Here is a 23,477-nt window from a genome sequence, read left to right on the forward strand (position 1 = left end):
GCGAGCAAGCTCGCTCCCACAGGGGATTGGGGTGTGCTCGCAATGCCGGCGTCACCACAAAAACTGTGGGAGCGAGCTTGCTCGCGATGAGGTCGGCACATTCAACATTGATGTTGCCTGACATGCCGCCTTCGCGAGCAAGCCCGCTCCCACAGGGGATTAGGGTGTACTCGCAATGCCGGCGTCACCACAAAAACTGTGGGAGCGAGCTTGCTCGCGATGAGGTCGGCACATCCAACATCAATGCTGTCTGACATTCCGCCATCGCGAGCAGGTTCGCGCCTACAGGAGCCACCTCTGGAGTGAGCAACCTTCAGGAACGCGCCACTTCCGAGTGAGCGGTAAAGCGGGTGGCGACGATCTTCCATTGGCCGGCGATACGCTGATAACGGTCCTGATAAAAACCGCCCAACTGCCGCGTCGCCCCGCTCTCACCATCCAGGTTGAAATACCACAGGGCCCAACGGCCCTGGGCTTCATCTTCGCTTAGCACCTCGATTTCCGGGTTGGCGCCGTGATGCAGGTCGATCACCCGCTCATGGCAAGCCAGTTCGCGGTACAGCGCGACAAAACTGTTGCGCTCACGAAAGATCCCCAGCGGGCCGTAATCGATCAGCACTTCACCTTCTGCGAAGCAGTCGGCAATCACCTCGACCTGCTTGAGATCGCAGGCGTTGAGGTAGCGATGCTTGAGCTGGCGAATATCCTCCAGCGCTTCCAGGCGGGCGATCCGCTGCTCCAGGTTCATGCTGCACCTCGCGCGATTACGTTAACCTCACTCCAGTAGGCTTTCATCGAGCGGACTTTGCCGTCGGTATCGAATTCCATCACGTCGATCACATGCAGCGAGCACGGTTGCCCACCCCACTCCATGTCGACCCGGAACGGCATCGCGCCGCAACCGTTGAGCGTCGCGCGCACCGGGCCGGTCCGGGTTGCGGAGACTTTCATCGCCCCCAGCCCTTCACGGTAAAAGCGCGCGATAGCGTCGATGCCCTGCAACGGCGCCTGGCCGACCGGGTCTTCAACGGTGGCGTCTTTGGCATAGAGCGCGAGGATGCCGTCGATGTCGCGGGCATCCACCAACTCCACGTAACGCGCCATTGTCGTCTGGATATGTTGTGCGCTGATCATTCAGACCACCTCGAATAGAGCAGCAGCGCCCATGCCGCCACCGATGCACATGCTCACCACCACGTAACGCAAGCCGCGACGCTGGCCTTCGACCAATGCGTGGCCGACCATCCGCGCCCCGGACATGCCGAACGGATGGCCGATGGCGATCGCCCCGCCGTTGACGTTCAGGCGCTCGGCCGGAATGCCCAGGGTGTCACGGCAATACAGCACCTGGCAGGCGAACGCTTCGTTCAACTCCCACAGGCCGATGTGGTCCATGGTCAGGCCATGACGCTTGAGCAGTTTCGGAATCGCGTAGATCGGGCCGATGCCCATCTCGTCGGAATTGCAGCCGGCGACGGCCATGCCGCGATAGATCCCCAGCGGTTCCAGGCCACGTTTCTCGGCCATTTTCGCGCTCATCAACACCGAGGCCGACGCACCGTCGGACAACTGCGAGGCGTTGCCGGCGGTGATGAAACGACCCTTTTCGCTCCACTGACCACCCGGCCATACCGGCTCCAGCGCCTTCAGGCTCTGGAGAGTGGTGTCGATGCGGTTGCACTCATCGCGCAGCAAGGTGACGGTTTCATAACTGGTTTCGCCGGTGGCCTTGTCGAACAGTGCCTTGCGGCTGGTCAGCGGTGCGAGCTCCCGGTCGAAGCGTCCGGCGCTCTGAGCCTGTGCGGTACGCAACTGGCTCTGGTAGCTGTATTCGTCCTGCTCGTCGCGGGAGATGCCGTAGCGCGCGGAGACGATCTCGGCGGTTTCGATCATCGGGATGTAGGCGTGCGGGTCCAGCTCGATCACCGAACCCGACTGATTGCGATACAGGTTCTTGTGCTTGTTCTGCACCAGGGAAATCGACTCCAGGCCACCGGCCACGGCGATGTCGATTTCGTCGCACATGATGCCCTTGGCGGCCATGGCGATACTCATCAGGCCCGACGAGCACTGGCGCTCGACGGCCATCCCGGCAACCGATGCCGGCAAGCCACCGGCAATCGCACACAGGCGCCCCAGGTTATAGGACTGCGTACCCTGCTGCGCGGCGGCGCCGATGATCACGTCGTCCACTTCACCCGGTTCGATACCGGCACGGCGCACGGCTTCGCGCACCACATGTCCGCCCAGTTGCGGCGCTTCGGTGTCATTGAACGCACCGCGAAAGGCTTTACCGATCGGGGTGCGGGCGGTGGAAACGATGACGGCTTCTTTCATGCTGGATTCCTCGAAAATGCTGTTGAAGGTCAGGCCGGGTAATAGCGACTGATGGTGTCGACCACGCAGCCGGGACGCTCCTCGCCATCGATTTCGACGCTGACGCGGATGGTCGCCTGTACGCCGCCCTTCACTTCCTCGACCGCGATCAGTTGCGCACTGCCGCGCACCCGCGAGCCGACGCGCACCACCGAGGGGAAGCGCACCCGCTCACAGCCGTAATTGACGCCCATGGCCAGGCCACTGACCTCGACGATCTGCGGCAAGAACAGATTGACCAGCGACAGGCTCAGGTAGCCATGGGCAATGCAGGCGCCAAACGGGCCGTTGGCGGCCTTGAGCGGATCGACGTGAATCCACTGGTGATCACCGGTGGCGTCGGCAAACAGATTGATTCGGTCCTGACCCAGCAGCAGCCATTCGCTGACACCGAGCTCCTGGCCCACGGCGTCGAACAAGGCCATCGGCGTGTCGAAAATACGTGGCATGGTCACGCCCTCTGGCTGGACACCGACAACACTTCGCCGGTCATGTAGGAGCTGTAGTCGCTGGCCAGGAACATCATCACGTTGGCCACTTCCCAGACTTCGGCGGCGCGGCCGAACGCTTCGTTGGCGGCGAGTTGATCGAGCACTGCCTGGGGCGCGGATTTGCGCAGGAAATCGTGCAGGGCAATGCTCGGGCTGACCGCGTTGATACGGATGCCGTAGTCAGCCGCCTCGACCGCTGCGCAGCGGGTCAGCGCCATCACGCCAGCCTTGGCGGCGGCGTAGTGCGCCTGTTCTTTCTGCGCGCGCCAGCCCAGCACCGAGGCGTTGTTGACGATCACTCCGGCACGCCGCTCCATCATTTTCGGCAGCATGGCGCGGGTCATGCGCATGGTGCCGGTGAGCGTCACGTCGATGACCCGATTCCACTCTTCATCGGCCATGTCCACCAGCAAGCGCGAGCCGCCAAGCCCGGCGTTGTTGATCAACACGTCGACGCCTTGCAGGTCACGCTCGGCGCAGGCGATCAGCTGCTGTACTTGGGCTTCGTCGGCAACGTTGCAGACCTGGCCGAACACGTGTTGCAGCCCGGTGGTTTCGCGGATTTTCAGCACCGCTTCGGCCAACCGGCCTTCATGGATATCGCTGATCATCAGCGCACGGCAGCCTTCTTCGGCGGCACGCACGGCGGCGGAAAAACCGATCCCGGCGCCTGCGGCGGCGGTGATCAGCACCGACTTGCCGCGCAGCAGGCCGCGACCTTCAACATATTGAGGTACAGACATGAACTCTCTCCTTTCAGGTGCGCGGACGCGGCTCTTTGGGCATGCCCAGGGCACGCTCGGCGATGATGTTGCGCTGGATTTCGTTGCTGCCGCCGTAGAGGGTGTCGGCGCGGCTGAACAGGTACAGCGACTGCAAACGGGTCAACCGGTAAGGCGCGGCTTCGAGCAATTCCGCCTCGGCGCCGAGGACGTCCATCGCCAACTTGCCGAGGCTGGCGTGCCAGGTCGACCAGAACAGCTTGTAGATGGTCGCCTCTTTGCGCAGCGAACCGTCCTGGCTACCCGAGAGCATGCGCAGCGAGTTGTAGCGCATGATCCGCAACCCGCTCCAGGCCTCGGCCAGGCGCTGACGCAGGATCGGATCGCGGTCGGCGCCATTGGACTTGGCGATGGCGATGATTTCGTTGAGTTCGTTCTGGAACTGCATCTGCTGGCCGAGGGTCGACACACCCCGCTCGAAGCCCAGCAGTGCCATGGCGATCTTCCAGCCTTCGCCCGGCGCGCCAATGATGTTGGTGGCATCGGTGCGGGCATCGTCGAAGAACACTTCGTTGAATTCCGAGGTGCCGGTGAGTTGCTCGATGGGTCGCACGGTTATTTCTGTCTGGGCCATGGGCACCAGCAGGAACGACAGGCCGCGATGGCCGACGCTACCCGGTTCGGTGCGTGCGATGACAAAGCACCAGTCCGATTCGTGGGCCAGGGAGGTCCAGACTTTCTGGCCATTGATGATCCAACTGCCGCTGGCTTCATCCAGCGTTGCGCGGGTCTTGACGTTGGCCAGGTCGGAACCGGCGCCCGGCTCTGAATAGCCCTGGCACCAGAACGACGTACCGCTGACGATCCCCGGCAAAAAACGCTGTTGCTGTTCAGCCGTACCGAACGCGGCGATGGTCGGCCCGGCCAGGCCTTCGCCGATATGCCCCATGCGGCCGGGGCCGCCGGCGCGGGCGTACTCTTCGTTGAAGATTACCTGCTGGGTGATCGACAGGCCGCGCCCGCCATGCTCCGGCGCCCAGCCGACGCAGGTCCAGCCACCCTCGGCGAGTTTGCGTTCCCAGGCTTTGCGCTCCTCGGGAAACATGTGCTCGTCGCCCGGACCACCGCGAAAGCGCAGGGCCTCGAACTCACCGCAAAGGTTGGCGCTCATCCAGTCGGCGACTTCCCGACGGAAGCGTTCGTCCTGCTCGCTGAAACTGATTTTCATGGCTGCTCTCCCAGAATCACCGAAGCAATGCGCTCGCGATGCCAGGCCGGTAGCCCAAGGAAGCTCTCGCTGGCGCGGGCGCGCTTGAAGTAGAGGTGCGGGTCGTATTCCCAGGTGAAACCGACGCCGCCGTGTAGCTGGATTGATTCGGACGCGCAGGAGAAGTAGGTCTCGGAGCACTGCGCCTTGGCCAGCGCCGCCGCCAGCGGCAGTTCGGCCGCGACCTGCGGATCACCCTGGGGATCGAGGACTTCCTGGGCCACGCACGCGGCGTAATAACTGGCCGAACGGGCGCATTCGACTTGCAGCATCATGTCGGCGGCGCGGTGTTTGAGGGCCTGGAAACTGGCAATCGGGCGACCGAACTGCTGGCGTTCCTGCATGTAGGCCACGCTGAGGTCGAGTACCTGCTGCGCGCCGCCGGTCTGCTCGGCAGCCAGGCCGATGCAGGCCAGTTGCAGGACTCGCTCAAGGTGCGACCAGCCGTTCCCGAGCTCACCCAGCAGGCAGTCGGCTTCAAGGTACAGGCCCTTGAGCTGGATCCGCGCCTGGCGCCGGGTCTGGTCCATGGTCGGCAGCATTTGCCGTTCGATACCTGCGCATACGGCGTTCACGGCAAACAGGCTGATGCCCTTTTCGCCAGTGGTTCCGGGTTGCCGTGCGGCAATGATCAACAGGTCAGCGCCATGGCCATCGAGCACATGCTTGAGGGTGCCGTCGAGGACGAACCCGTCGCCCTCAGCCACCACCGTTGCCTGGACATCGTCGGCGGACCAGCCGTTGGCACTGCTGAACGCCAGGGTCGCGGTCACGCTGCCATCGGCAATCGACGGCAACCAGCGCTGCTTCTGTTGATCATTGGCCGCCAGCAACAGCGCAGGGGTGGCCATGCAGGCGGTGGCGAAAAATGGCGAGCACAGCAAGCGCCGGCCCATCTGTTCCAGCAGGATCGTCAGCTCGACAAAGCCGAGGCCCAGGCCCCCATAGGTTTCGGGGATATGAATGGCCGGCCAGTACATTTCCTGGCACAGACGCTGCCAGAGGGCTTCGTCGAAACCCCGTTCACTGACCATTGCCGCGCGCACGGCGGCAGAATCCGAGACATCGGCGAGGAAACCCTCGGCCGATGCGCGGATCATTTCCTGTTCGTCGCTGAATGCAAACTCCATCGCGGCGCCTTCTGCTCGTTTGGCGGGGCGCGCGTGGCGCAACACCCCTTTGAGCATGAAGTTTGGCGCCGCCCGGACGCGGCAGAATCGTTAGCCTTGCCTAGTCCGAACGGGCGATGTCAAAGTGCGCCTACGCAAGTGAAAAACATGAATCGGCTAAGGATGCAGAACCATGAGCACTGAGCAAGAGACGACTTTCGACGAGCCACGGCTCAGCAGCACGGAAATCCGCATTCTGGGTTCGTTGATCGAGAAACAGGCCACCAGCCCGGAAACCTATCCCCTGACCCTCAATGCCCTGGTGATTGCCTGCAACCAGAAAACCAGCCGCGAGCCAGTGATGAACCTGACGCCGGGCCAGGTCGGTCAGAGCCTGCGCGCCCTCGAAGGACGCGGCTTCGCCAGACTGGTAATGGGCAGCCGCGCCGACCGCTGGGAACACAAGGTCGACAAGGCCCTGGAACTGGTACCGGCGCAGGTCATCCTGACCGGGCTGATGTTTCTGCGCGGCCCGCAGACCGTCAATGAACTGCTAACCCGCAGCGGCCGCATGCATGAATTCGAAGACACCGAACAGGTGGTGCATCAACTCGAACGCCTGATTGCCCGGGGTCTGGCCGTGCTGATTCCGCGTCAGGCCGGCCAACGCGAAGACCGTTACACCCACGCCCTGGGCGACCCGGCGGATATCGAAGCGATCATGGCGGCACGGCAAAACCCGGCCGAGCGTGGCGGCAGCGGGGTTTCGGTTGAACGGATCGAAGAACTGGAAGCGCGAATTGCGGCGCTGGAAGAAAGACTGGCCCGGCTCGAATAACCTGGATGTTTACCTGACACAACACTCCCACAATGGATCGTGGACCGACGGGCATGTGTGATTGACACAATCCCTGTAGGAGCGAGCCTGCTCGCGAAAAACGTCCAGACGACGCGCTCATTCAGACAGCACGCGTTATCGTCGACGTCCATCGTGAGCAGGCTCGCTCCTACAGTGGTTTGACGGTGCGTGTGGTTACTCGCCGTCCCAGTAATCCACCCCGTCCGCCTGCCGGGCCACCGCAACAAAGCCCGACGCATGACCCTCGGCATCCACCTTGAAGTCATCCATCACGGCGTATTTACCGGAATCCGGATATTCACAGATTTCCGGTGATTGCTGGGTGCTGACGGCCAGGTACCGCAACTCGCCGTTACTGGTATTGATGATCTGGTGCGCCTTTTCAGGCCCACCCGGTGGACAGGCGATCACATCACCGGCACGGATTGGAAAGCGTTCGGATCCCAGGCGAACCTGCCCTTCCCCGGCCACGACGTAGAACATTTCCTCATTGACCCGATGACTGTGAAACGGACTGCCGCGCATGCCTGGCTCCAGCACATACAGGCGATAACCCAGCTTTTGCGCCCCCAGTTGCTGACCGACACGGGCCTGGCGCTGTTGATAGCGACCGGCGGTTTCACCGGTCGGCGCAAACGCTTCGGGTAGCGGCTCAAGTTCGACCGAATCCAGATTGAGAATGGGGGGATGCATGGACACCTCCTAGCTGCGGGCAAACGCCACGGCCTTCTGGAATTGCTCGTCCGTCGGCCGTACACCGGTATAGAGCACAAATTGCTCCAGTGCCTGGATAGCGATCACTTCCAGCCCGGTGATGACCCGTTTGCCTTCGGCACGGGCACGCACGATCAGCGGCGTTTCCGAGGGTATCGCCACCACATCGAAGACAGTTTCCGCTTTTTCGATCACATCAGGCTCAAAGGCCAGTTGATCGGCCTCCGGTCCTCCCGTCATGCCGATCGGGGTGACGTTGACCAGCATCCGCGGGCGACGACTCCCCAGTTCGGCCTGCCACTCATACCCCAAAGACTGCGCCAGCGCCTGCCCGGCGCGCTCGTTGCGGGCCACGATCAGGCCGTTTTCATAGCCGCCATCGCGCAAGGCACTCGCCACGGCCTTGGCCATGCCGCCGCTGCCGCGCAAGGCAAAGGTCGAGTCCTTGGGCACCTGGTGTTTTTCCAGCAACTGGGCAACGGCGATGTAGTCGGTGTTGTAGGCCTTGAGATGCCCGTCGGTGTTGACGATGGTGTTGATCGATTGAATGGCGGCGGCAGATGCGTCGAGTTCATCCACCAGGGCAATGCAGGCTTCCTTGAACGGCATCGACACGCCACAACCACGAATCCGCAGGGCGCGAATGCCGGCAACAGCACCCGTCAGGTCCTGGCTGGCAAAGGCCTTGTAGTAAAAATTCAAGTCCAGTTGTTCATACAGATGATTGTGAAAACGCAGGCCAAAGTTCCCCGGGCGCCCTGAAAGGGACATGCACAACTGGGTGTCTTTGTTGGGGTTCATCTGCATGGGCAAGCTCCTTCAAATGCACTTTTCGGATGGACGGGATTAGCCCTCCATCGGGTTCTGATCGATCATGTAAGCGTGTTCGCACGGGCCTACACGGGTCGGTAAGAAAGTCGGTACAGACCTTACACAAAATTTACCTCGCGGCCGTGCTGTTTTTCAGAAAAACGCTGTCTTAGAAGTATCCCCGCGACAATCCTTGGGTCTATTGCAGACACAAGCGCCGGGTTGAAGAACCGAGGTACTATCATGATCCGTAAAGTCCCCACAGTAGCCTTGCTGATCGGCGCCCTCGCTATCGCAGGTCAGGCGCAAGCCGGGCATGGTAATGACGCGGCGGTATTTGGAGCGATCGTCGGTACTGCCATCGTCGGCTCGGCTCTGATCAACGCCAACCGCCCGGTCTATGTCGCGCCGCAACCGGTCTACTACCAGCCCGCGCCGGTTTATTACGCACCACCGCCTCCGGTTTACTACCAACCGGCCCCGGTCTACGTGCAACAACCGATCTACTACCGTCCGGCCCCGGTTTACTACGGACCACCCCGTGGTTACTACGGCCCGCCACGCGGCTACTACGGCCGACATTACGGTCGCTGGTAACAGACTCAACCGGCCCCGCTGAAACAGCGGGGCTTTTTTATATCCAATTGTCGGTCAAGGTCTGGATAAATCTCGCCAAGGTCGCTATCGGGACAGTGTCCGTGGCAGAAACAGGCAAGATGGACTTGACCCGATTTCTGCCCCGCGGCACAAAACGGTCATATTTTTGTCATGTCAGTTCCGCAAGCTCGGTGCTGTCCGTCGAAAACAGGTTCATAACAACAAGGACGACCACATGCCAACGCAAAACCCGCACCGCATCGTCGGTCTGTGCACCTCCAGCAAGGTCTACAACGCACTGACCGAACTCAAGCACCTGGAAGGTCATCGCAGCGCCAAGTTTCTCTCGCTGCTGACGCAAAGCCTGGTGCGCAAGGGCCTGCTCAACGAGCAGGAAGTGGTTCATATGCTCGATCAGGTGGTCAGCTGACCGACCAACGGTCGTTTACCCCCTCTGGCATCAATGACCACTATCGAAAACGTTGATTACCCCTCAAGGTACCCGGACCTTAAAGTAACTCCACAGATTGATGGAGGTACTTTTCATGTCCAAGGTTCAGATCATGTCCGTTATCGGCAGCGCCGTCCCCGCACAGCTCAGAGAGTTGGGCATGCTCGCCTGCTGGTACCTGGTGCAGGACGGCGTACAGATCAGCGGCCCGCTCACTTCGCTGCCCGCCGCCCGTGAGCTGTCGCAACGCATCGGCAGCGGCCAGTCCGGCAGGTTCAGCGCCTAAGGCAGCTGCACCCGCGGTTTGGTTTCGATGAAAATGTCCCAGCTCGACATGAACAGGGCCGCGATCAACGGGCCGATGACAAAACCGTTCAGCCCGAAAATCGCCAGGCCGCCCAGGGTCGAGACCAGGATCATGTAGTCCGGCATCCTGGTGTCCTTGCCCACCAGCAATGGCCGGAGCAGGTTGTCCACCAGACCGATCACCAAGACCCCGAACAATACCAGCACCACGCCCTGCCAGATCGCCCCGGTGAGCAGGAAAAACGCCGCCACCGGCACCCAGACTATTCCCGCCCCCACCGCCGGCAGCAACGACAGAAACGCCATCAACACCGCCCAGAGCAACACGCTGGGAACGTCCAGAAACCAGAAAATCAGACCGCCCAGCGCGCCTTGGGTGATGGCCACCAGCAGGTTGCCTTTCACCGTGGCCCGCACCACACGATTGAACTTGAGCTGCAAACGGCGTTTCTGCTGTTCCTGCAACGGCACCGCCGCACGCACCTTGCGCGCCAGTTCCGCACCGTCACGCAGGAAGAAAAACAGCAGGTACAGCATGATGAAAAAGCTGACGATGAACTCGAACGTGCCCTGGCCGAAACTGAACGCCTTAGAGGCTAGCGCCTGCCCGCCGGTCATCGCGCTTTTGACGATTTTCTCGCGCAGCCCGTTCAACTCGCCCATGCCGAAGCGATCCAGCAGATGCTGGAAATACGGCGGCAGGCTGTGCTTGAACTGCGACACATACCCGGCAATGTCGAGTTCGCCGCTCTCGACGCTTTTGTAGAGTGACGCGCCCTCCTGAACCAGCAAGGCGCTGATGATGATCACTGGCAGAATCGCAATCACCAGGCAAATGCTCAATGTGCACAGCGACGTGAGGTTGCGTTGCCAGCCGAACTTCACTTGTAGCCGGCCCTGCAGTGGCGCAAAGAGGATGCCCAGGATCACCGCCCAGAACGCCGCGCCGTAAAACGGCAGCAGGATCCAGATGAAGGCAGCGCTCACCAGCACCAGCAACACCGTCAGCGATTTGTCTTGTGGGTTCGTTTCGTTCATGTCCGATCCGTGCCAGCCAGTCAGGACGAAAAACTTTCGCCTTGATGTTTAGTCCGCCACGGCTCGCGCGAGTGCCATCGGTTTGTTGATCAGGCATAGATCCAGGTCAATAAACCCTTGGCACAGGGCATTTACCCTGTGCGGCTTTTGCGACCGACACTGCCATGAACCTCACTGCGCCAGAACTGCTCGCCCCCGCCGGCACCTTGAAAAACATGCGTTACGCCTTCGCCTACGGCGCCGATGCCGTGTACGCCGGCCAGCCGCGCTACAGCCTGCGGGTGCGCAATAACGAGTTCGACCACGCCAACCTGGCCCTCGGCATTCGCGAGGCCCAGGCCCGGGGCAAGCGCTTCTACGTGGTGGTGAACATCGCGCCGCACAACGCCAAGCTCAAGACCTTCCTCAAGGACCTTGAACCGGTGATCGCCATGGCCCCGGATGCGCTGATCATGTCCGACCCCGGCCTGATCATGCTGGTGCGCCGACACTACCCGCAGATGCCGATCCACCTTTCGGTGCAGGCCAATACGGTGAACTGGGCCAGTGTCGAGTTCTGGCAGCAGCAAGGCTTGAGCCGGATCATCCTGTCCCGAGAGCTGTCCCTGGAAGAAATCGCCGAGATCCGCGAGCAAGTGCCGGCCATGGAACTGGAGGTGTTCGTGCACGGCGCGTTGTGCATGGCCTATTCCGGTCGTTGCCTGCTGTCGGGCTACTTGAACAGGCGCGACGCCAATCAGGGCAGCTGCACCAACGCCTGCCGCTGGAAATACTCGGCGCAACCGGCCACGGAAAACCCGCTCGGCGAGATCGTGCAGCAGTATCAGCCGGAACCCACCCTGGGCATCGGCGCGCCCACCGGGCAGGTGTTCCTGTTGCAGGAAGCCAATCGTCCCGGCGAACAGATGCCCGCCTTCGAAGACGAACACGGCACATACATCATGAACGCCAAGGACCTGCGCGCCGTGCAGCATGTCGAACGCCTGACCCACATGGGCGTGCACTCCCTGAAAATCGAAGGCCGGACCAAATCCCACTTTTATTGCGCGCGCACCACCCAGGTTTATCGCCGGGCCATCGACGATGCGGTGGCGGGCCGGGCCTTCGACCGCGGCCTGATGACCGACCTGGAGTCCCTCGCCCAGCGCGGCTACACCGAAGGTTTTCTGCGCCGGCATGTACATGACGAATACCAGAACTACCAGAACGGCAGCTCGGTGTCGGAGCGCCAGCAGTTTGTCGGTGAACTGACCGGACAGCGGCGGGATCGCCTGGCCGAGGTCAAGGTGAAAAACCGCTTCGGCCTGGGCGATCACATGGAGCTGATGACGCCCAAGGGCAACTTCCACTTCGATCTGCACCAGTTGCAGAACGCCAAGGGTGAAGCGATCGACGTTGCGCCGGGGGATGGGCATACGGTGTATTTGCCGATACCGGATGCGGTGGATCTGGAGTTTGGGTTGTTGATGCGGGATGTGAGGGGCTGAACATCAGCAACAGTGCCATGTGAACCTGTGGCGAGGGGGCTTGCCCCCGCTGGGGTGCGAAGCAGCCCTAAATCCAGAAGACGCGGTTTTTCTGTACAAGTACTTTCGTCGGGATTACGACGGCTTCGCCGCCGATCGGGGGCAAGCCCCCTCGCCACAAACGCTGCCTTACCCCATTTCTACAGCGATCAATGATTACGCAAATTCCTCGCGGAGCATCGCCACAAACGCCTCACGCGCCGGGTGCACCCCGGCGTTTTCGTGCCAGTAAAACAGGTTATCGACGGCGGTCAGCTCGGGAAACTCAAACCCTGCGCACCCTGCACCTTTGGCGTATTGGTCAAAGATCCCCTTAGGCACCAGCGCAACGCCGGCCCCAGCGCTGACGCAACCGACAATCGCGCCATAACTGGCCAGGCTGACAATCGGCAGCGCCTGCCCCTTGCGCAACAACCAATGCTCCAGCGCCGCCCGGTACGGACAGCCCTGGGGCCACATGAACACGGTCTGGTCCTGCAAATCACTGATGTCCCGCAGCGGCCCCAGGGAGGTCGAGGCGATCAGCAGCAGCTCTTCGCGGTACATCGGCGTGCGCTTGAGGTGCGAACGCTCGACATCCACCGCCACGATGGCGCCGTCGAGCTTGTGGTTGAGTGTGTCGTCGAGCAACTGCCCCCAGGAGCCGGTGGTCAACTCCAGCGCCACCTGTGGGAAACGCTTGTGGAATTTCGCCAGCAGGCGCGGCAATCGCCCGGTGGCCGACGACTCGATGGCTCCGATGCGCAACGGCCCCGAGGGTTCGGCCGAAGGATCGACCGCGCGCTTGGCCTCGGCGGTGAGGGCAAGAATTTTCGAGGCGTAGGCCAGGAAGGTTTGCCCCGACGGGCTGATGCGCAGCCCTCGACCCTCACGCAAAAACAGCGCGACACCCAGTTCGGCCTCCAGGGCCTTGATCCGGGCCGTGATGTTCGACGGCACGCAATGCAACAGCTCGGCCGCGCGGGCGATGCTGCCGACATCGGCCACGGTCTTGAACATGCGAATCTGAGCCAGCTCCATACATCACCCACAGTGAACGATTAGCGCATTATAAGTCAGTTGTGGCGAACGATCCGCTTTCTGATACTCGGTGCATCCACCCACAGGTGCACGACCATGACGCCGCTCACACCATCCCCCGTTTCACCCTGGAAAATCATTCTGGCCATGGCGTTTGTCGTGGCGTGCTGGGGCTACTCCCCGACCGGCATCCATATCGGCTTGCAGGCCTATGACCCGGTGCACCTGGCGCTCCTGCGCTTCCTGCTCGCCTCTGTGTTCATGGCCGTGGTCGCGATGTTCAAGGGCATTCGCCTGCCGAGCCTGCGGGATCTGCCCCTGATGTTCGGCCTGGGCTTCTTTGCCGTGAGCCTGCACCACGTGGCGATCAACTTCGGACAGCAGGGTGTCAGCGCTGGCGCTTCGAGCGTCCTGGCCCAGACCACGCCGCTGTTCAGCACGCTGATCGCGCGCTTCGTGTTCAAGGACCAGGTGAGCCTGTGGCGCTGGGGTTGTGTGCTGCTCGGGTTGTTTGGCGTGATGATTGTGGTGGCGGGCGATCATGGCTTGGGCAGCATTGATGCCCACGGCTTGCTGATCCTGCTGGCGGCGGTTTCCTGGAGTCTCTACTTTGCCCTGCAAAAGCATCACACCGGGCGATACGACGGGCTGACGCTGGTGTGTTACACGGTGTGGTCCGGGACGGTGCTGTTGCTGGTCTACTTGCCCGGTCTGGCGGATCAAGTCGCCCAGGCGCCGCTGCGCGTGCAGTTTGCGGTGATTGCCCTGGGGATATTCCCCAGTGCCCTGGCGTACCTGGCCTGGGCTTATGTGCTGGCGCATGTCGATTTGAGCCGGGCGACGATGACGCTGTATTTGACGCCGCCGACGGCGATGGTCATTGCGTCCTATGCGCTGGGTGAGCGGCCGACATTGATGATCGTGGTCGGCGGGCTGGTGGTGTTGGCAAGTGTGCTGGCGTTGAATCTGGAGCGGCGGGCTGTGGTTGTTCAAACTGTCAGGGTCTGACTCAGGTTTTTCGCTGTCAGGTCCGGCGCTATCGCGAGCAAGCTCGCTCCCACAGGGGAAATGCGGTGCTCACACAATCGGTGTGGGAGCGTGGCTTGCCCGCGATGAACGATGACGCGGTATCACTGACCATCAGCTGGGCGAAAACCGGTCGCGACTGTTGGTCAGGTGCAGCCACATCGCCGCCCGCGCCGCATCCGGGTCCTGGCGTTTGATGGCGTTGAGAATCGCCTCGTGCTCCAGGTTGGCCAACTGACCGAGCTTGCTCAAGTCCACCGCACCACGCTCGGCGGCATTGACCCGGGTGCGCGGGATCATCGCACTGCCCAGGTGCTGCATGATTTCGGTGAAGCAGACGTTGCCGGTGGCTTCGGCGATCAGCAGATGAAAACGCCGGTCCGCCTCGACACAGCTGTCGTTGTTGGCCAGCAGGTTTTGATAGTCGTCCAGCGCTTCACGCATCTGCGCCAGTTGCAGATCGGTGCGGCGAGTTGCCGCCAGCGCCGCCGCCTGGGTTTCCAGCCCCATGCGCAACTCCAGAATACTGCGCACCCCCAACGCCGTATCGACATTCAGCCGCAGCCCCTGCTCCGGAGCGCGCTCGATCACAAACGTGCCAATCCCATGCCGGGTTTCCACCAGCCCCGAGGCCTGCAACTTCGAGATCGCCTCGCGCACCACCGTGCGACTGACCCCGTGCTCCTGAACGATGGTGTTTTCCGACGGCAGCTTGTCGCCGGGCAACATCTGGCCGAGCAGAATGCGCTGGGTCAGTTTCTCCACCAGATCATGGGCCAGGTTGTGGCTGCGCTTGCGGGCAGGTGCTTCGAGGTCTTCTTGCATGGGCGTGTCCGAAATCAGGGCTATCGAATCGTAGCACCGCGCCGGGCGAGAATTCCGAAAAATCTCGCTTAACTTGTATGACAACACTCAACAAAAGCCCATATTGAGTCGCTTAAAAGGCCACTTAGCACCACCAACAGAATTAAAAACCTCTGAATTGCCGCCATTTCATTGGGCAAACATGGTTGCAAGTTCAAAAAACCTAGTTGTATGATGTCTAGCAACAACGCAACACCCAGCTTCACCCCGCATAAAAATAACGAGTGGGAGAAAACGCAGTGAATACATCCATCTCCGGGATGCACGACGACGCCAATTCAGCGCTGAAGTCCGCCATCGCCAAAGTCAAAAGACACGTCTTGCCGCTGTTCGTCATCATGTTCATCGTCAATTACATTGATCGCGTGAACATCGGTTTCGTCCGCACCCACATGGAGCACGACCTGGGCATTGGCGCGGCCGCCTACGGCCTGGGTGCCGGTCTGTTCTTCATCGGTTATGCACTGTTCGAGGTGCCCTCCAACATCCTTCTGCAGAAAGTCGGCGCACGCATCTGGCTGACCCGGATCATGCTGACCTGGGGCCTGGTCGCCGCAGGCATGGCGTTCATCCAGAACGAAACCCACTTCTACATCCTGCGTTTTCTGCTGGGCGTGGCCGAAGCCGGGTTCTTTCCCGGGGTGATCTACTACTTCACCCGCTGGTTGCCCGGCGTGGAGCGAGGCAAGGCGATTGCCATCTTCCTCAGTGGCTCGGCGCTCGCGTCACTGATCTCAGGCCCCCTGTCCGGTTTGCTCCTGCAAATCGAAGGACTGGGCCTGCACGGCTGGCAGTGGGTGTACTTCATCGAGGGCATGTTTTCGGTGGGGTTGTGCGTGTTCGTCTGGTTCTGGCTGGACTCCAGGCCCCACGACGCCAAATGGCTGAGCCGCGAAGAGCAGGACGCACTGGTCAAGGCCATCGACGACGAACAACTGGCCCGGGAAGCCGCCACGCCCATCAAGCCGTCGCTGGGCAAACTGCTCAAGGATCGCCAGATCATCCTGTTCTGCCTGATCTACTTCTTTATCCAGCTGACCATCTACGCCGCGACCTTCTGGCTGCCGAGCATCATCAAGAAGATGGGCGATCTGAGCGATGTCCAGGTCGGGCTGTTCAACTCGATTCCGTGGTTGCTGTCGATTGTCGGCATGTACGCCTTCGCTTCCTTGTCGGCCAAATGGAAACACCAGCAAGCCTGGGTCGCCACTGCCCTGCTGATCGCCGCGGCCGGGATGTTCATGTCCACCACCGGCGGGCCGGTCTTCGCCTTTGTCGCCATCTGCTTTGCAGCACTGGGCTTCAAATCGGCCTCGTCGCTGTTCTGGCCGATTCCCCAGGCCTATCTGGATGCGCGCATTGCCGCTGGCGTCATCGCGTTGATCAACTCGGTGGGCAACCTCGGCGGCTTCGTTGCGCCGACCACTTTCGGCCTGCTGGAAGAACGCACCGGTTCCATTCAGGGCGGGCTGTACGGCCTGGCCGCGACTTCAATCATCGCCGCCATCATCGTGTTTGCTGCCCGTAACACACCGAAACCCGCACCTGCCGTGGCGCTGGGCAAACCCGCTCCCGACCACGCCTGAATTCTGCTTTTTAAGGATTGGAAAATGAACCCACAAGACACCGCAAAAGCCCCGGTCATCACCAGCATGCAAGTGGTTCCGGTCGCCGGCCACGATGGCATGCTGCTCAACCTGAGCGGCGCCCACGGCCCGTTTTTCACCCGCAACATCGTGATCCTCAAGGACAACGCCGGCCACACCGGCGTTGGCGAAGCGCCGGGGGGCGAGCGCATTCGCCAGACCCTCGAAGACGCGCGCAGCCTGGTGGTCGGCAGCCCGATTGGCACTTATCAGAAAATCCTTAATCAGGTACGCCAGACCTTCGCCGACCGCGATGTCGGTGGCCGCGGTTTGCAGACCTTCGATCTGCGCATCACCATTCACGCCGTCACCGGCCTGGAAGCCGCATTGCTCGATTTGCTCGGTCAGCACCTGGACGTACCGGTGGCCGCCCTGCTCGGCGAAGGCCAGCAGCGCGATGAAGTGAAGATGCTCGGTTATCTGTTTTACGTCGGTGATCGCAACGAAACCGACCTCGCCTACCGCAGCGAACCGGACGCCGACAATGACTGGTTCCGCGTGCGGCACGAGAAAGCCATGACCGCCGATGCGGTGGTCCGCCTGGCCGAGGCGGCTCACGCGCGTTATGGCTTCAAGGACTTCAAGCTCAAGGGCGGCGTGCTCAGCGGCGACGCCGAAATCGAAGCGGTCACGGCCCTCGCCGAACGCTTCCCCGATGCGCGCATCACCCTCGACCCGAATGGCGCCTGGTCACTGAAAGAAGCCATCCGCCTGTGCCGCGATCAGCACCGCGTGCTGGCCTACGCCGAAGACCCGTGCGGGGCAGAAAACGGTTACTCGGGGCGAGAAGTCATGGCCGAATTCCGTCGCGCCACGGGTTTGAAAACCGCGACCAACATGATCGCCACCGACTGGCGGGAGATGGGCCATGCGATCCAGTTGCAGTCGGTCGATATTCCCCTGGCCGACCCGCACTTCTGGACGATGCAGGGTTCGGTGCGCGTGGCGCAGATGTGCCACGAATGGGGCCTGACCTGGGGTTCGCACTCTAACAACCACTTCGACATTTCCCTGGCGATGTTCACCCATGTCGCGGCAGCGGCGCCGGGCGAGATCACCGCCATCGACACCCACTGGATCTGGCAGGACGGTCAGCGCCTGACCAAGGCCCCGCTGCAAATCGTCGACGGCTGCGTGCAGGTGCCGCAGAAACCGGGGCTGGGGGTCGAGCTGGATATGGATCAGGTCGCCAAGGCTCACGAGCTGTACAAAGGCATGGGCCTGGGGGCGCGGGATGACAGCGTGGCGATGCAGTTCCTGATTCCCGGCTGGACATTCGACAACAAGCGGCCGTGCCTGGTGCGTTGAATCGCCAAGCGCGTTGAATCAAGGGTTGCGTGTGGCCGCCTGATGGCGGCCGATTTTAAAAAGCGCTCGGAGCATGGCGCTTGAGCCCCTAAAATGACGCGCAACTGAATCAACGACGGATGAAACCAATATGGACAGGCTGAAAACCATCGCCGCTTGCATGGCGATATTCGCCGCGGCCCAGTGCGTTGCACAGGATCAAGTCGAGACAGTGGTAAACGCCGCTGTACAACCGGTAATGCAGGCCGAGGGTATCCACGGCATGGCCGTGGCGGTCACCGTCAACGGCCAGGCGCATTACTTCAACTATGGCGTCGCCTCGATAGAAACCGGCAACCCCGTCACACAGGACACCCTGTTCGAAATCGGCTCCGTCAGCAAAACCTTCACCGCCACCCTCGCCGCCTACGCCCAAGCCACCGGCAAGCTGTCCCTGACCGACAAGGCCAGCCAGGTCCTGCCGGCCTTGCGCGGCAGTGCTTTCGACCACATCAGTGTGCTGCAACTGGGCACCTACAGCGCTGGCGGTTTACCCCTGCAATTTCCTGCTGAATCTGATTCGGCCGACAAAATGCTCGGCTACTACAAACAATGGAAACCGCTCTACGCCCCCGGCAGCCACCGACTGTATTCGAACCCCAGCCTGGGCCTGTTCGGCTACCTCGCCGCCCACAGCATGGGCCAGCCGTTTGATGACCTGATGGAGAAGACCCTGCTGCCAAAACTCGGCTTGCAGCACACCTATGTGCATGTGCCGCAGGATCAGATGGCGCTCTACGCCCAGGGCTACAACAAGGACGGCAAACCGGTACGGGTGGGTCCGGGCGCGCTGGATTCAGAGGCGTATGGGGTGAAGACCAGCGCCGCAGACTTGCTGAGCTATGTCGGCGCGAACATGAAACCGGCGTCCCTGGAAAAGCCGTTGCAGCAGGCCATCGCCTTGACTCACAGCGGTTACTACACCGTAGGCGATATGACCCAGGGCCTGGGCTGGGAGATGTATCGATACCCGATCACACTGGATCGCTTGCTGGACGGCAACTCCACGCCAATGGCCATGCAAGCCCATGAAGTCCAGTGGCTGAACCCGCCGCAGGCGCAGCCGGAAAACGTGCTGATCAACAAGACAGGTTCAACCGGTGGCTTTGGTGCTTATGTGGCGTACGTGCCTTCGAAGGACATCGGCATCGTGATGCTGGCCAACAAGAATTATCCCAATGCGCAGCGGGTCAGGATCGCTCATCAGATACTGAGTGCCCTTGCCCGATAAGCCTTGCTTGCCTCCCATGTAAAAGGCGACCACTTGAGGTCGCCCTTTTTTACTTTATCGGCACCCCTTCGGGCGGGTCGATATTGTCCAGCGCGCGGTTCACCAACAATTCGCCCACCACTGCCAATTGCTGAATCGACAGCGCCACATTGCGGTTGGAGCTTTCCAGGTTACAGGCCAGATCGGTGACCAGCACGTTCAGGGACGCGAGGGTTTCGCAGGCGTGGCACAGCAGCGTAGGGGTGTCGACGTTTGGGAGGATGGTGAAGATGTGGCTAACCGGGTCGGCGTGTTTGGGGTTGCGCAAGCGAGCGCTGACGGCGGGTTCGGTGATGTCGGAGAGTGGCAAATCTGAGTCGGATGGGGATTCCGGGGGATTCGGACTTAGCTTTTTCATGAAGAAGTACCATTGGGGATTGTTGAGAAAACTACCCATCTCACTTCCACATGAGGGTGGCAGCTGTACGCAGGTGTGGAAGTCCAGGTCAATCCACCAAAACCCGGTGCACTCGAAAGTGCTCCCGCGCACAGCCGCCAAAACGCGGCAATGTTGACATAAAAAATGTCGACTTGCGCTCTAGGGGCATTGTGTAGATGGCTTGAACCAACGGACTTCCACATCCGACCGCTGATTTTGCAGCGGCTGAAAAAGGTTATCGGTGCACTCCCCAGAGCACCAGTTCATGAACACCGCCACGTTTTGCGGGAAATTTCCGAAGCAGGCGAAGGTCTTTCCCTACAATCACTTTAATGAGCATCCGGTAACAAATACCTTTTTACTCATGATCGTTGTGATGCGGGTGAAACCGTTGTATCTATTGAGCCTCCCAAGCCTACAAACGACATCGGATCAATCCGTTGTCGGGAATGACATAATGCGCGCTCACCTATTCAAACCGACTGACCCTAAAAGGGCGTTGTAATGCAAATCAGCAAATTCAAGGTCACGAACGTCGGTCGGTTTACCGAATTGGACATCCAGTTGGCCCCAACCCCCCAACATCAGTCAAATGTAACGGTCCTGGTGGGGAATAATGGCGCAGGGAAAACCACCCTTTTGAAATCTCTGGCCACCTCTTTGAGCTGGTTGGTTGCCAGAATTCGCACCGAGAAAGGCAATGGCAATTACCTTTCTGAAGATGATGTTCGAAACGGGGCTACAGCTGCACTAATTTTGATTGGTGTGATAGACGAGTCACTGGCACGTTCAAGTCTTGCCGATGCTAATTCTGAACAGACTGTATTCACGTGGGGCATTGCCCGAGGCAGACAGGGGCGCAAGGCTCACTTCCATAGTACGTTAGGGGGGGTCAGTCGCTTGGCGGACGGTTATCGCAACCAATTAACCGCAGACGATAAAGCCTCGCTCCCATTGATCGCCTACTACCCTGTAGAGCGATCGGTTCTGGAAATCCCACTAAAAATTCGCACCAAACACTCCTTCGATCAACTCGATGGCTACGACAATTCGCTAAACCGTGGCGTCGACTTCCGCCGTTTCTTTGAATGGTTTCGCGAACGCGAAGACAGCGAAAACGAAACCGGTGTGTCCGACACTGCGCTGGCCGAAATTTCCGAAAAATTCGGCAAGGACAGCGACATCTGGAAAACCCTTTCTCAGTTGAAAGCTTCTTCCCGGGATCGTCAGTTGACCGCAGTTCGTTCCGCCATCGCTGCGTTCATGCCCGGCTTCAGCAACCTGCGAGTGCAACGCAAGCCGCGCCTGCACATGGCCATCGATAAAAATGGAACCACGCTCAACGTATCCCAGCTCTCGCAGGGTGAGAAATCCATGATGGCATTAGTCGGCGACATCGCTCGCCGATTGGCGATGATGAATCAGTCTCTGGACAATCCGTTGGAAGGTGACGGCATCGTCCTGATCGATGAAGTCGATTTACACCTGCATCCCAAATGGCAACGCAGCTTGATTCGGCAGTTGAACGAAACCTTCCCCAATTGCCAGTTTGTCCTGACAACTCACTCGCCGTTGGTCATCAGCGACGCGAAAGACGTGCTGTGCTACGTGCTCAATGACGGGGAATTGCAAGAACACAATGGCCTGTATGGATTGGATGCCAATCAGGTGTTGCTGGAGGTCATGGACACCGATGTGCGCAATAGCGACGTGCAAAAACGCCTGAATCAATTGCTCAAGCATTTGCAGGATGGTGACCTGGACGGTGCGAAGAAACTGTATTCCGAGCTTTCTCTAGAGCTGCCAGAGGGACATCTGGAGTTGGCGAAAGCGGCCTTGTTGATCCGTAAGTTGGAGCTACGTCGTGCGTAAGATCGACAAAGGCATGGAGCCACCCTCGTTGACTCGCTTTAAACGCTCGAACAACACGTTGCGTTACCGGGACTTACCAGCGGATGAGAGCCGGTCGATTCGATCAACCTGCATTTCGGAGCAATATGGTTTATGCGCCTACTGCTGTCATTCCATCACGGTTGATAATGCCCATAATGAGCATCTTGAGGCCCAGGATCATGCACCGAATCGAACGTTGGACTTTTCCAATATCGTCGCCAGTTGCCAGCGCCTGCGCCAATGCGGTCACGGTCGAGGAACACGCCCCTTACCGCTTACGCCGTTGATGGCCGAATGCGAAACAGAGTTGAAATTCTATTTGTCCGGACTGGTTGAAGGACAAACCGAGCGGGCCCGGCTTTCAATTGAGGCGTTGAACCTGGGTCATACCGAGGAAAGTAATCGAGGCCTAATCGGTGCGCGCAAGCAGTTGGTCGATGCACTGATATTTGACCAGTGCATGCAACCCGCAGAATTTCAATTTGAAGACGACGAACTACTGGTCCTGCTTCTGGACACCCTGAAGACTCCGAACCCGGCACAATGTCTTCAGCCATTTTCCCCCGTACTGGTCAATATTATCCATCAATTTCTGGCTCAACCTTGAGCTAGAGCCAGCGGTTCTTCGGGTCCGGGTTATGCTGCCGCACAGGACTCAATCATCCGGCATTTCAGGCGGCTTGGCGGGTTTAGCCGGTTTGCCAGGTTTTGTACCTTTAGCGCCTTTTGCCGCCGGCTCGGCTTCAGTGACGGGAGCGGCCACGGTCGCGGTAAATTCTTTCTCGGCCGCCGGCAGCTGATCGACAGCGCTGAAAACATCTTCCAGCTTGATGGCGTCCGATTGTTCAAGTTTCTTTTCGCCGTCCTTGCCCACCAGAATCACCTTGGTCTTGGCGCCGGCCCCCAGCTTGAGCGAGCGGATCAGCGCCGCCGTGTCCTGTGGCCCGAGGTCCTTGCCGTCGCGCTGGCCCATCAGGTTGAGTACGGTGTAGAGCACCATGTTGCGGTCGGTGAAGCCCTTGCGGTTGGCCGGCTCATCCAGGGACTTTTTCAGGCTGACCCAGGTCGGATCAACCGTGCTCGGAGCGATGACGATCAGTGGCCGGGCCCTGCCCTTGTCCATGTCCAGCGGTGAGTCGCCATCGGCGGCGAACGAGGTGCCGGCAAACGCCAGCAAAGTAGCCAGAGTCAGTGACCTGATGAGCATGCGCATCTCCTTTTGATATTCACGCTCTAATGATTGCGCATCGCGGCGATCGTTCCGGGTGACATACCGCAAATATTGTTCGCCTTGCCCCAAGCTTAGGTCAGGGCGGTCATTGCGCAACAGGCTGGGCTAATCTGAAGACTCATGGCAACCAGCCTGATCCCTTGTGAGGACTTGCCCATGAGTACTCAGTTGAATCACACCATCGTCTGGTGCCGGGACAAGCAGGTTTCGGCGAATTTCCTGACTGGCCTCCTTGGCCTGCCTGCCCCCGAGCCCTTCGGCCCCATGCTGATCGTCAAACTGGATAACGGCGTATCACTGGATTTCTACGACAACGAGCCGCCGATTGCGTCTCAGCACTACGCATTCCTGATTGGCGATGAGGACTTCGATGCGGCCTTCGCACGCCTGCAAGCCAACGGTCAGCCATGGTGGGCCGACCCGGGCAAGCAGCGACTGAGGGAGATCAATGATTACGCGGGAGGACGGCGGGTGTATTTCGATGACCCGGACGGGCATCTGCTGGAAATTTTCACCCGCGAATGAAGCTGGCGCG

26 protein-coding genes are annotated in these 23,477 nt (G+C 60.3%); 12 read left to right on the forward strand and 14 right to left on the reverse strand.

What is annotated here, in order from left to right; genetic code table 11:
- Positions 1-313: 313 nt before the first annotated feature.
- From ABIE16_RS26845 to ABIE16_RS26875, 7 genes are read right to left on the reverse strand one after another with little or no spacing between them, the layout of a single operon-like run.
- Positions 314-748, reverse strand: a complete 435-nt coding sequence (locus tag ABIE16_RS26845; protein WP_154947342.1) for a nuclear transport factor 2 family protein — start codon at positions 746-748, stop codon at positions 314-316.
- Positions 745-1,134 carry a nuclear transport factor 2 family protein gene (locus ABIE16_RS26850; protein ID WP_429522271.1) on the reverse strand — a complete coding sequence of 130 codons (390 nt, stop codon included), beginning with the start codon at positions 1,132-1,134 and terminating at the stop codon, positions 745-747. Before ABIE16_RS26850 ends, ABIE16_RS26845 begins: the two co-directional genes overlap by 4 nt.
- Positions 1,135-2,337: an acetyl-CoA C-acyltransferase gene (locus ABIE16_RS26855; RefSeq protein WP_429522272.1), complete on the reverse strand. Its 1,203-nt coding sequence runs from the start codon at positions 2,335-2,337 to the stop codon at positions 1,135-1,137.
- 29 nt (positions 2,338-2,366) lie between these two features.
- Positions 2,367-2,825, reverse strand: coding sequence for a MaoC family dehydratase (locus ABIE16_RS26860; protein WP_429522273.1), 459 nt, complete (start codon positions 2,823-2,825; stop codon positions 2,367-2,369).
- 2 nt (positions 2,826-2,827) lie between these two features.
- A complete protein-coding gene (locus tag ABIE16_RS26865; RefSeq protein ID WP_057714041.1) occupies positions 2,828-3,610 on the reverse strand; it encodes an SDR family oxidoreductase in 783 nt (260 codons plus the stop codon).
- Between the two features lie 13 nt (positions 3,611-3,623).
- A complete protein-coding gene (locus tag ABIE16_RS26870; protein ID WP_429522274.1) occupies positions 3,624-4,817 on the reverse strand; it encodes an acyl-CoA dehydrogenase family protein in 1,194 nt (397 codons plus the stop codon).
- Positions 4,814-5,986 (reverse strand): acyl-CoA dehydrogenase family protein, encoded by a 1,173-nt coding sequence (locus ABIE16_RS26875; RefSeq protein WP_429522275.1) that lies wholly within the window; start codon positions 5,984-5,986, stop codon positions 4,814-4,816. Before ABIE16_RS26875 ends, ABIE16_RS26870 begins: the two co-directional genes overlap by 4 nt.
- Positions 5,987-6,158: 172 nt before the next feature.
- Here ABIE16_RS26875 and ABIE16_RS26880 point away from each other — a divergent pair, with 172 nt between their 5' ends.
- Entirely contained in the window at positions 6,159-6,803 is a 645-nt protein-coding gene (locus tag ABIE16_RS26880; RefSeq protein ID WP_057714038.1) for a YceH family protein, read from the forward strand.
- 195 nt (positions 6,804-6,998) lie between these two features.
- Here ABIE16_RS26880 and ABIE16_RS26885 read toward each other — a convergent pair whose 3' ends face one another.
- Both ABIE16_RS26885 and ABIE16_RS26890 read right to left on the reverse strand, forming a co-directional pair.
- A complete protein-coding gene (locus tag ABIE16_RS26885; protein WP_429522276.1) occupies positions 6,999-7,517 on the reverse strand; it encodes a cupin domain-containing protein in 519 nt (172 codons plus the stop codon).
- Between the two features lie 9 nt (positions 7,518-7,526).
- Positions 7,527-8,345: a shikimate 5-dehydrogenase gene (locus tag ABIE16_RS26890; protein ID WP_429522277.1), complete on the reverse strand. Its 819-nt coding sequence runs from the start codon at positions 8,343-8,345 to the stop codon at positions 7,527-7,529.
- 246 nt (positions 8,346-8,591) lie between these two features.
- Between ABIE16_RS26890 and ABIE16_RS26895 the strand changes: the two genes are divergently transcribed.
- The 3 genes from ABIE16_RS26895 to ABIE16_RS26905 all read left to right on the forward strand — a co-directional run bounded on the left by ABIE16_RS26895 (position 8,592) and on the right by ABIE16_RS26905 (position 9,682).
- Positions 8,592-8,945: a hypothetical protein gene (locus ABIE16_RS26895; protein WP_150814223.1), complete on the forward strand. Its 354-nt coding sequence runs from the start codon at positions 8,592-8,594 to the stop codon at positions 8,943-8,945.
- Positions 8,946-9,180: 235 nt separating this feature from the next.
- Positions 9,181-9,375, forward strand: a complete 195-nt coding sequence (locus ABIE16_RS26900; RefSeq protein WP_008052996.1) for a hypothetical protein — start codon at positions 9,181-9,183, stop codon at positions 9,373-9,375.
- Between the two features lie 115 nt (positions 9,376-9,490).
- Positions 9,491-9,682 (forward strand): hypothetical protein, encoded by a 192-nt coding sequence (locus tag ABIE16_RS26905; protein WP_057714034.1) that lies wholly within the window; start codon positions 9,491-9,493, stop codon positions 9,680-9,682.
- Here ABIE16_RS26905 and ABIE16_RS26910 read toward each other — a convergent pair.
- Positions 9,679-10,740: an AI-2E family transporter gene (locus tag ABIE16_RS26910; RefSeq protein ID WP_429522278.1), complete on the reverse strand. Its 1,062-nt coding sequence runs from the start codon at positions 10,738-10,740 to the stop codon at positions 9,679-9,681. The two genes, ABIE16_RS26905 and ABIE16_RS26910, sit on opposite strands and share 4 nt — an antisense overlap.
- Positions 10,741-10,904: 164 nt before the next feature.
- On the opposite strand from ABIE16_RS26910, the gene yegQ reads away from it, so the two are divergent.
- Positions 10,905-12,227 (forward strand): tRNA 5-hydroxyuridine modification protein YegQ, encoded by a 1,323-nt coding sequence (yegQ, locus tag ABIE16_RS26915; protein WP_429522279.1) that lies wholly within the window; start codon positions 10,905-10,907, stop codon positions 12,225-12,227.
- Between the two features lie 195 nt (positions 12,228-12,422).
- Here yegQ and ABIE16_RS26920 read toward each other — a convergent pair whose 3' ends face one another.
- On the reverse strand, positions 12,423-13,286 hold the full coding sequence (locus tag ABIE16_RS26920) for a LysR family transcriptional regulator (RefSeq protein ID WP_150814226.1): 864 nt from the start codon (positions 13,284-13,286) through the stop codon (positions 12,423-12,425).
- Between the two features lie 96 nt (positions 13,287-13,382).
- On the opposite strand from ABIE16_RS26920, the gene ABIE16_RS26925 reads away from it, so the two are divergent.
- Complete coding sequence (locus tag ABIE16_RS26925; protein WP_057714030.1) at positions 13,383-14,294, forward strand: DMT family transporter; 912 nt, start codon at positions 13,383-13,385, stop codon at positions 14,292-14,294.
- 132 nt (positions 14,295-14,426) lie between these two features.
- Here ABIE16_RS26925 and ABIE16_RS26930 read toward each other — a convergent pair whose 3' ends face one another.
- Positions 14,427-15,137 carry a FadR/GntR family transcriptional regulator gene (locus ABIE16_RS26930; protein WP_090456787.1) on the reverse strand — a complete coding sequence of 237 codons (711 nt, stop codon included), beginning with the start codon at positions 15,135-15,137 and terminating at the stop codon, positions 14,427-14,429.
- 278 nt (positions 15,138-15,415) lie between these two features.
- On the opposite strand from ABIE16_RS26930, the gene ABIE16_RS26935 reads away from it, so the two are divergent.
- The 3 genes from ABIE16_RS26935 to ampC all read left to right on the forward strand — a co-directional run bounded on the left by ABIE16_RS26935 (position 15,416) and on the right by ampC (position 19,400).
- Complete coding sequence (locus ABIE16_RS26935; protein WP_429522280.1) at positions 15,416-16,762, forward strand: MFS transporter; 1,347 nt, start codon at positions 15,416-15,418, stop codon at positions 16,760-16,762.
- Positions 16,763-16,786: 24 nt separating this feature from the next.
- Entirely contained in the window at positions 16,787-18,130 is a 1,344-nt protein-coding gene (gudD, locus tag ABIE16_RS26940; RefSeq protein WP_429522281.1) for a glucarate dehydratase, read from the forward strand.
- A gap of 160 nt (positions 18,131-18,290) precedes the next feature.
- Positions 18,291-19,400, forward strand: a complete 1,110-nt coding sequence (gene ampC, locus ABIE16_RS26945; protein WP_429522325.1) for a class C beta-lactamase — start codon at positions 18,291-18,293, stop codon at positions 19,398-19,400.
- 49 nt (positions 19,401-19,449) lie between these two features.
- Here ampC and ABIE16_RS26950 read toward each other — a convergent pair whose 3' ends face one another.
- Entirely contained in the window at positions 19,450-19,797 is a 348-nt protein-coding gene (locus tag ABIE16_RS26950) for a DUF6124 family protein (protein WP_429522282.1), read from the reverse strand.
- A gap of 525 nt (positions 19,798-20,322) precedes the next feature.
- Between ABIE16_RS26950 and ABIE16_RS26955 the strand changes: the two genes are divergently transcribed.
- Together ABIE16_RS26955 and ABIE16_RS26960 are read left to right on the forward strand one after the other, a co-directional pair.
- A complete protein-coding gene (locus ABIE16_RS26955) occupies positions 20,323-21,690 on the forward strand; it encodes an AAA family ATPase (protein WP_429522283.1) in 1,368 nt (455 codons plus the stop codon).
- Positions 21,683-22,318, forward strand: a complete 636-nt coding sequence (locus tag ABIE16_RS26960; RefSeq protein WP_429522284.1) for a TIGR02646 family protein — start codon at positions 21,683-21,685, stop codon at positions 22,316-22,318. The genes ABIE16_RS26955 and ABIE16_RS26960 overlap by 8 nt, the downstream gene beginning before the upstream one ends.
- Positions 22,319-22,366: 48 nt before the next feature.
- On the opposite strand, the gene ABIE16_RS26965 is transcribed toward ABIE16_RS26960, so the two are convergent.
- Positions 22,367-22,918, reverse strand: coding sequence for a DUF4174 domain-containing protein (locus ABIE16_RS26965; protein WP_340315935.1), 552 nt, complete (start codon positions 22,916-22,918; stop codon positions 22,367-22,369).
- A 180-nt stretch (positions 22,919-23,098) separates the two neighbouring features.
- On the opposite strand from ABIE16_RS26965, the gene ABIE16_RS26970 reads away from it, so the two are divergent.
- Positions 23,099-23,467 (forward strand): VOC family protein, encoded by a 369-nt coding sequence (locus tag ABIE16_RS26970; RefSeq protein WP_057714024.1) that lies wholly within the window; start codon positions 23,099-23,101, stop codon positions 23,465-23,467.
- The last annotated feature ends 10 nt before the right edge of the window (positions 23,468-23,477 follow it).

It is taken from the genome of Pseudomonas sp. 2725, assembly GCF_050434585.1.
In the GTDB taxonomy this organism is placed as follows: domain Bacteria; phylum Pseudomonadota; class Gammaproteobacteria; order Pseudomonadales; family Pseudomonadaceae; genus Aquipseudomonas; species Aquipseudomonas jessenii.

Excerpts from the sequence above, each read along its gene's own strand:
- ABIE16_RS26845 (WP_154947342.1), bottom strand. The coding sequence starts at position 748 with ATGAACCTGGAGCAGCGGATCGCCCGCCTGGAAGCGCTGGAGGATATT.
- ABIE16_RS26850 (WP_429522271.1), bottom strand. The coding sequence starts at position 1,134 with ATGATCAGCGCACAACATATCCAGACGACAATGGCGCGTTACGTGGAG.
- ABIE16_RS26855 (WP_429522272.1), bottom strand. The coding sequence starts at position 2,337 with ATGAAAGAAGCCGTCATCGTTTCCACCGCCCGCACCCCGATCGGTAAA.
- ABIE16_RS26860 (WP_429522273.1), bottom strand. The coding sequence starts at position 2,825 with ATGCCACGTATTTTCGACACGCCGATGGCCTTGTTCGACGCCGTGGGC.
- ABIE16_RS26865 (WP_057714041.1), bottom strand. The coding sequence starts at position 3,610 with ATGTCTGTACCTCAATATGTTGAAGGTCGCGGCCTGCTGCGCGGCAAG.
- ABIE16_RS26870 (WP_429522274.1), bottom strand. The coding sequence starts at position 4,817 with ATGAAAATCAGTTTCAGCGAGCAGGACGAACGCTTCCGTCGGGAAGTC.
- ABIE16_RS26875 (WP_429522275.1), bottom strand. The coding sequence starts at position 5,986 with ATGGAGTTTGCATTCAGCGACGAACAGGAAATGATCCGCGCATCGGCC.
- ABIE16_RS26880 (WP_057714038.1), top strand. The coding sequence starts at position 6,159 with ATGAGCACTGAGCAAGAGACGACTTTCGACGAGCCACGGCTCAGCAGC.
- ABIE16_RS26885 (WP_429522276.1), bottom strand. The coding sequence starts at position 7,517 with ATGCATCCCCCCATTCTCAATCTGGATTCGGTCGAACTTGAGCCGCTA.
- ABIE16_RS26890 (WP_429522277.1), bottom strand. The coding sequence starts at position 8,345 with ATGCAGATGAACCCCAACAAAGACACCCAGTTGTGCATGTCCCTTTCA.
- ABIE16_RS26895 (WP_150814223.1), top strand. The coding sequence starts at position 8,592 with ATGATCCGTAAAGTCCCCACAGTAGCCTTGCTGATCGGCGCCCTCGCT.
- ABIE16_RS26900 (WP_008052996.1), top strand. The coding sequence starts at position 9,181 with ATGCCAACGCAAAACCCGCACCGCATCGTCGGTCTGTGCACCTCCAGC.
- ABIE16_RS26905 (WP_057714034.1), top strand. The coding sequence starts at position 9,491 with ATGTCCAAGGTTCAGATCATGTCCGTTATCGGCAGCGCCGTCCCCGCA.
- ABIE16_RS26910 (WP_429522278.1), bottom strand. The coding sequence starts at position 10,740 with ATGAACGAAACGAACCCACAAGACAAATCGCTGACGGTGTTGCTGGTG.
- yegQ (WP_429522279.1), top strand. The coding sequence starts at position 10,905 with ATGAACCTCACTGCGCCAGAACTGCTCGCCCCCGCCGGCACCTTGAAA.
- ABIE16_RS26920 (WP_150814226.1), bottom strand. The coding sequence starts at position 13,286 with ATGGAGCTGGCTCAGATTCGCATGTTCAAGACCGTGGCCGATGTCGGC.
- ABIE16_RS26925 (WP_057714030.1), top strand. The coding sequence starts at position 13,383 with ATGACGCCGCTCACACCATCCCCCGTTTCACCCTGGAAAATCATTCTG.
- ABIE16_RS26930 (WP_090456787.1), bottom strand. The coding sequence starts at position 15,137 with ATGCAAGAAGACCTCGAAGCACCTGCCCGCAAGCGCAGCCACAACCTG.
- gudD (WP_429522281.1), top strand. The coding sequence starts at position 16,787 with ATGAACCCACAAGACACCGCAAAAGCCCCGGTCATCACCAGCATGCAA.
- ampC (WP_429522325.1), top strand. The coding sequence starts at position 18,291 with ATGGCGATATTCGCCGCGGCCCAGTGCGTTGCACAGGATCAAGTCGAG.
- ABIE16_RS26950 (WP_429522282.1), bottom strand. The coding sequence starts at position 19,797 with ATGAAAAAGCTAAGTCCGAATCCCCCGGAATCCCCATCCGACTCAGAT.
- ABIE16_RS26955 (WP_429522283.1), top strand. The coding sequence starts at position 20,323 with ATGCAAATCAGCAAATTCAAGGTCACGAACGTCGGTCGGTTTACCGAA.
- ABIE16_RS26965 (WP_340315935.1), bottom strand. The coding sequence starts at position 22,918 with ATGCTCATCAGGTCACTGACTCTGGCTACTTTGCTGGCGTTTGCCGGC.
- ABIE16_RS26970 (WP_057714024.1), top strand. The coding sequence starts at position 23,099 with ATGAGTACTCAGTTGAATCACACCATCGTCTGGTGCCGGGACAAGCAG.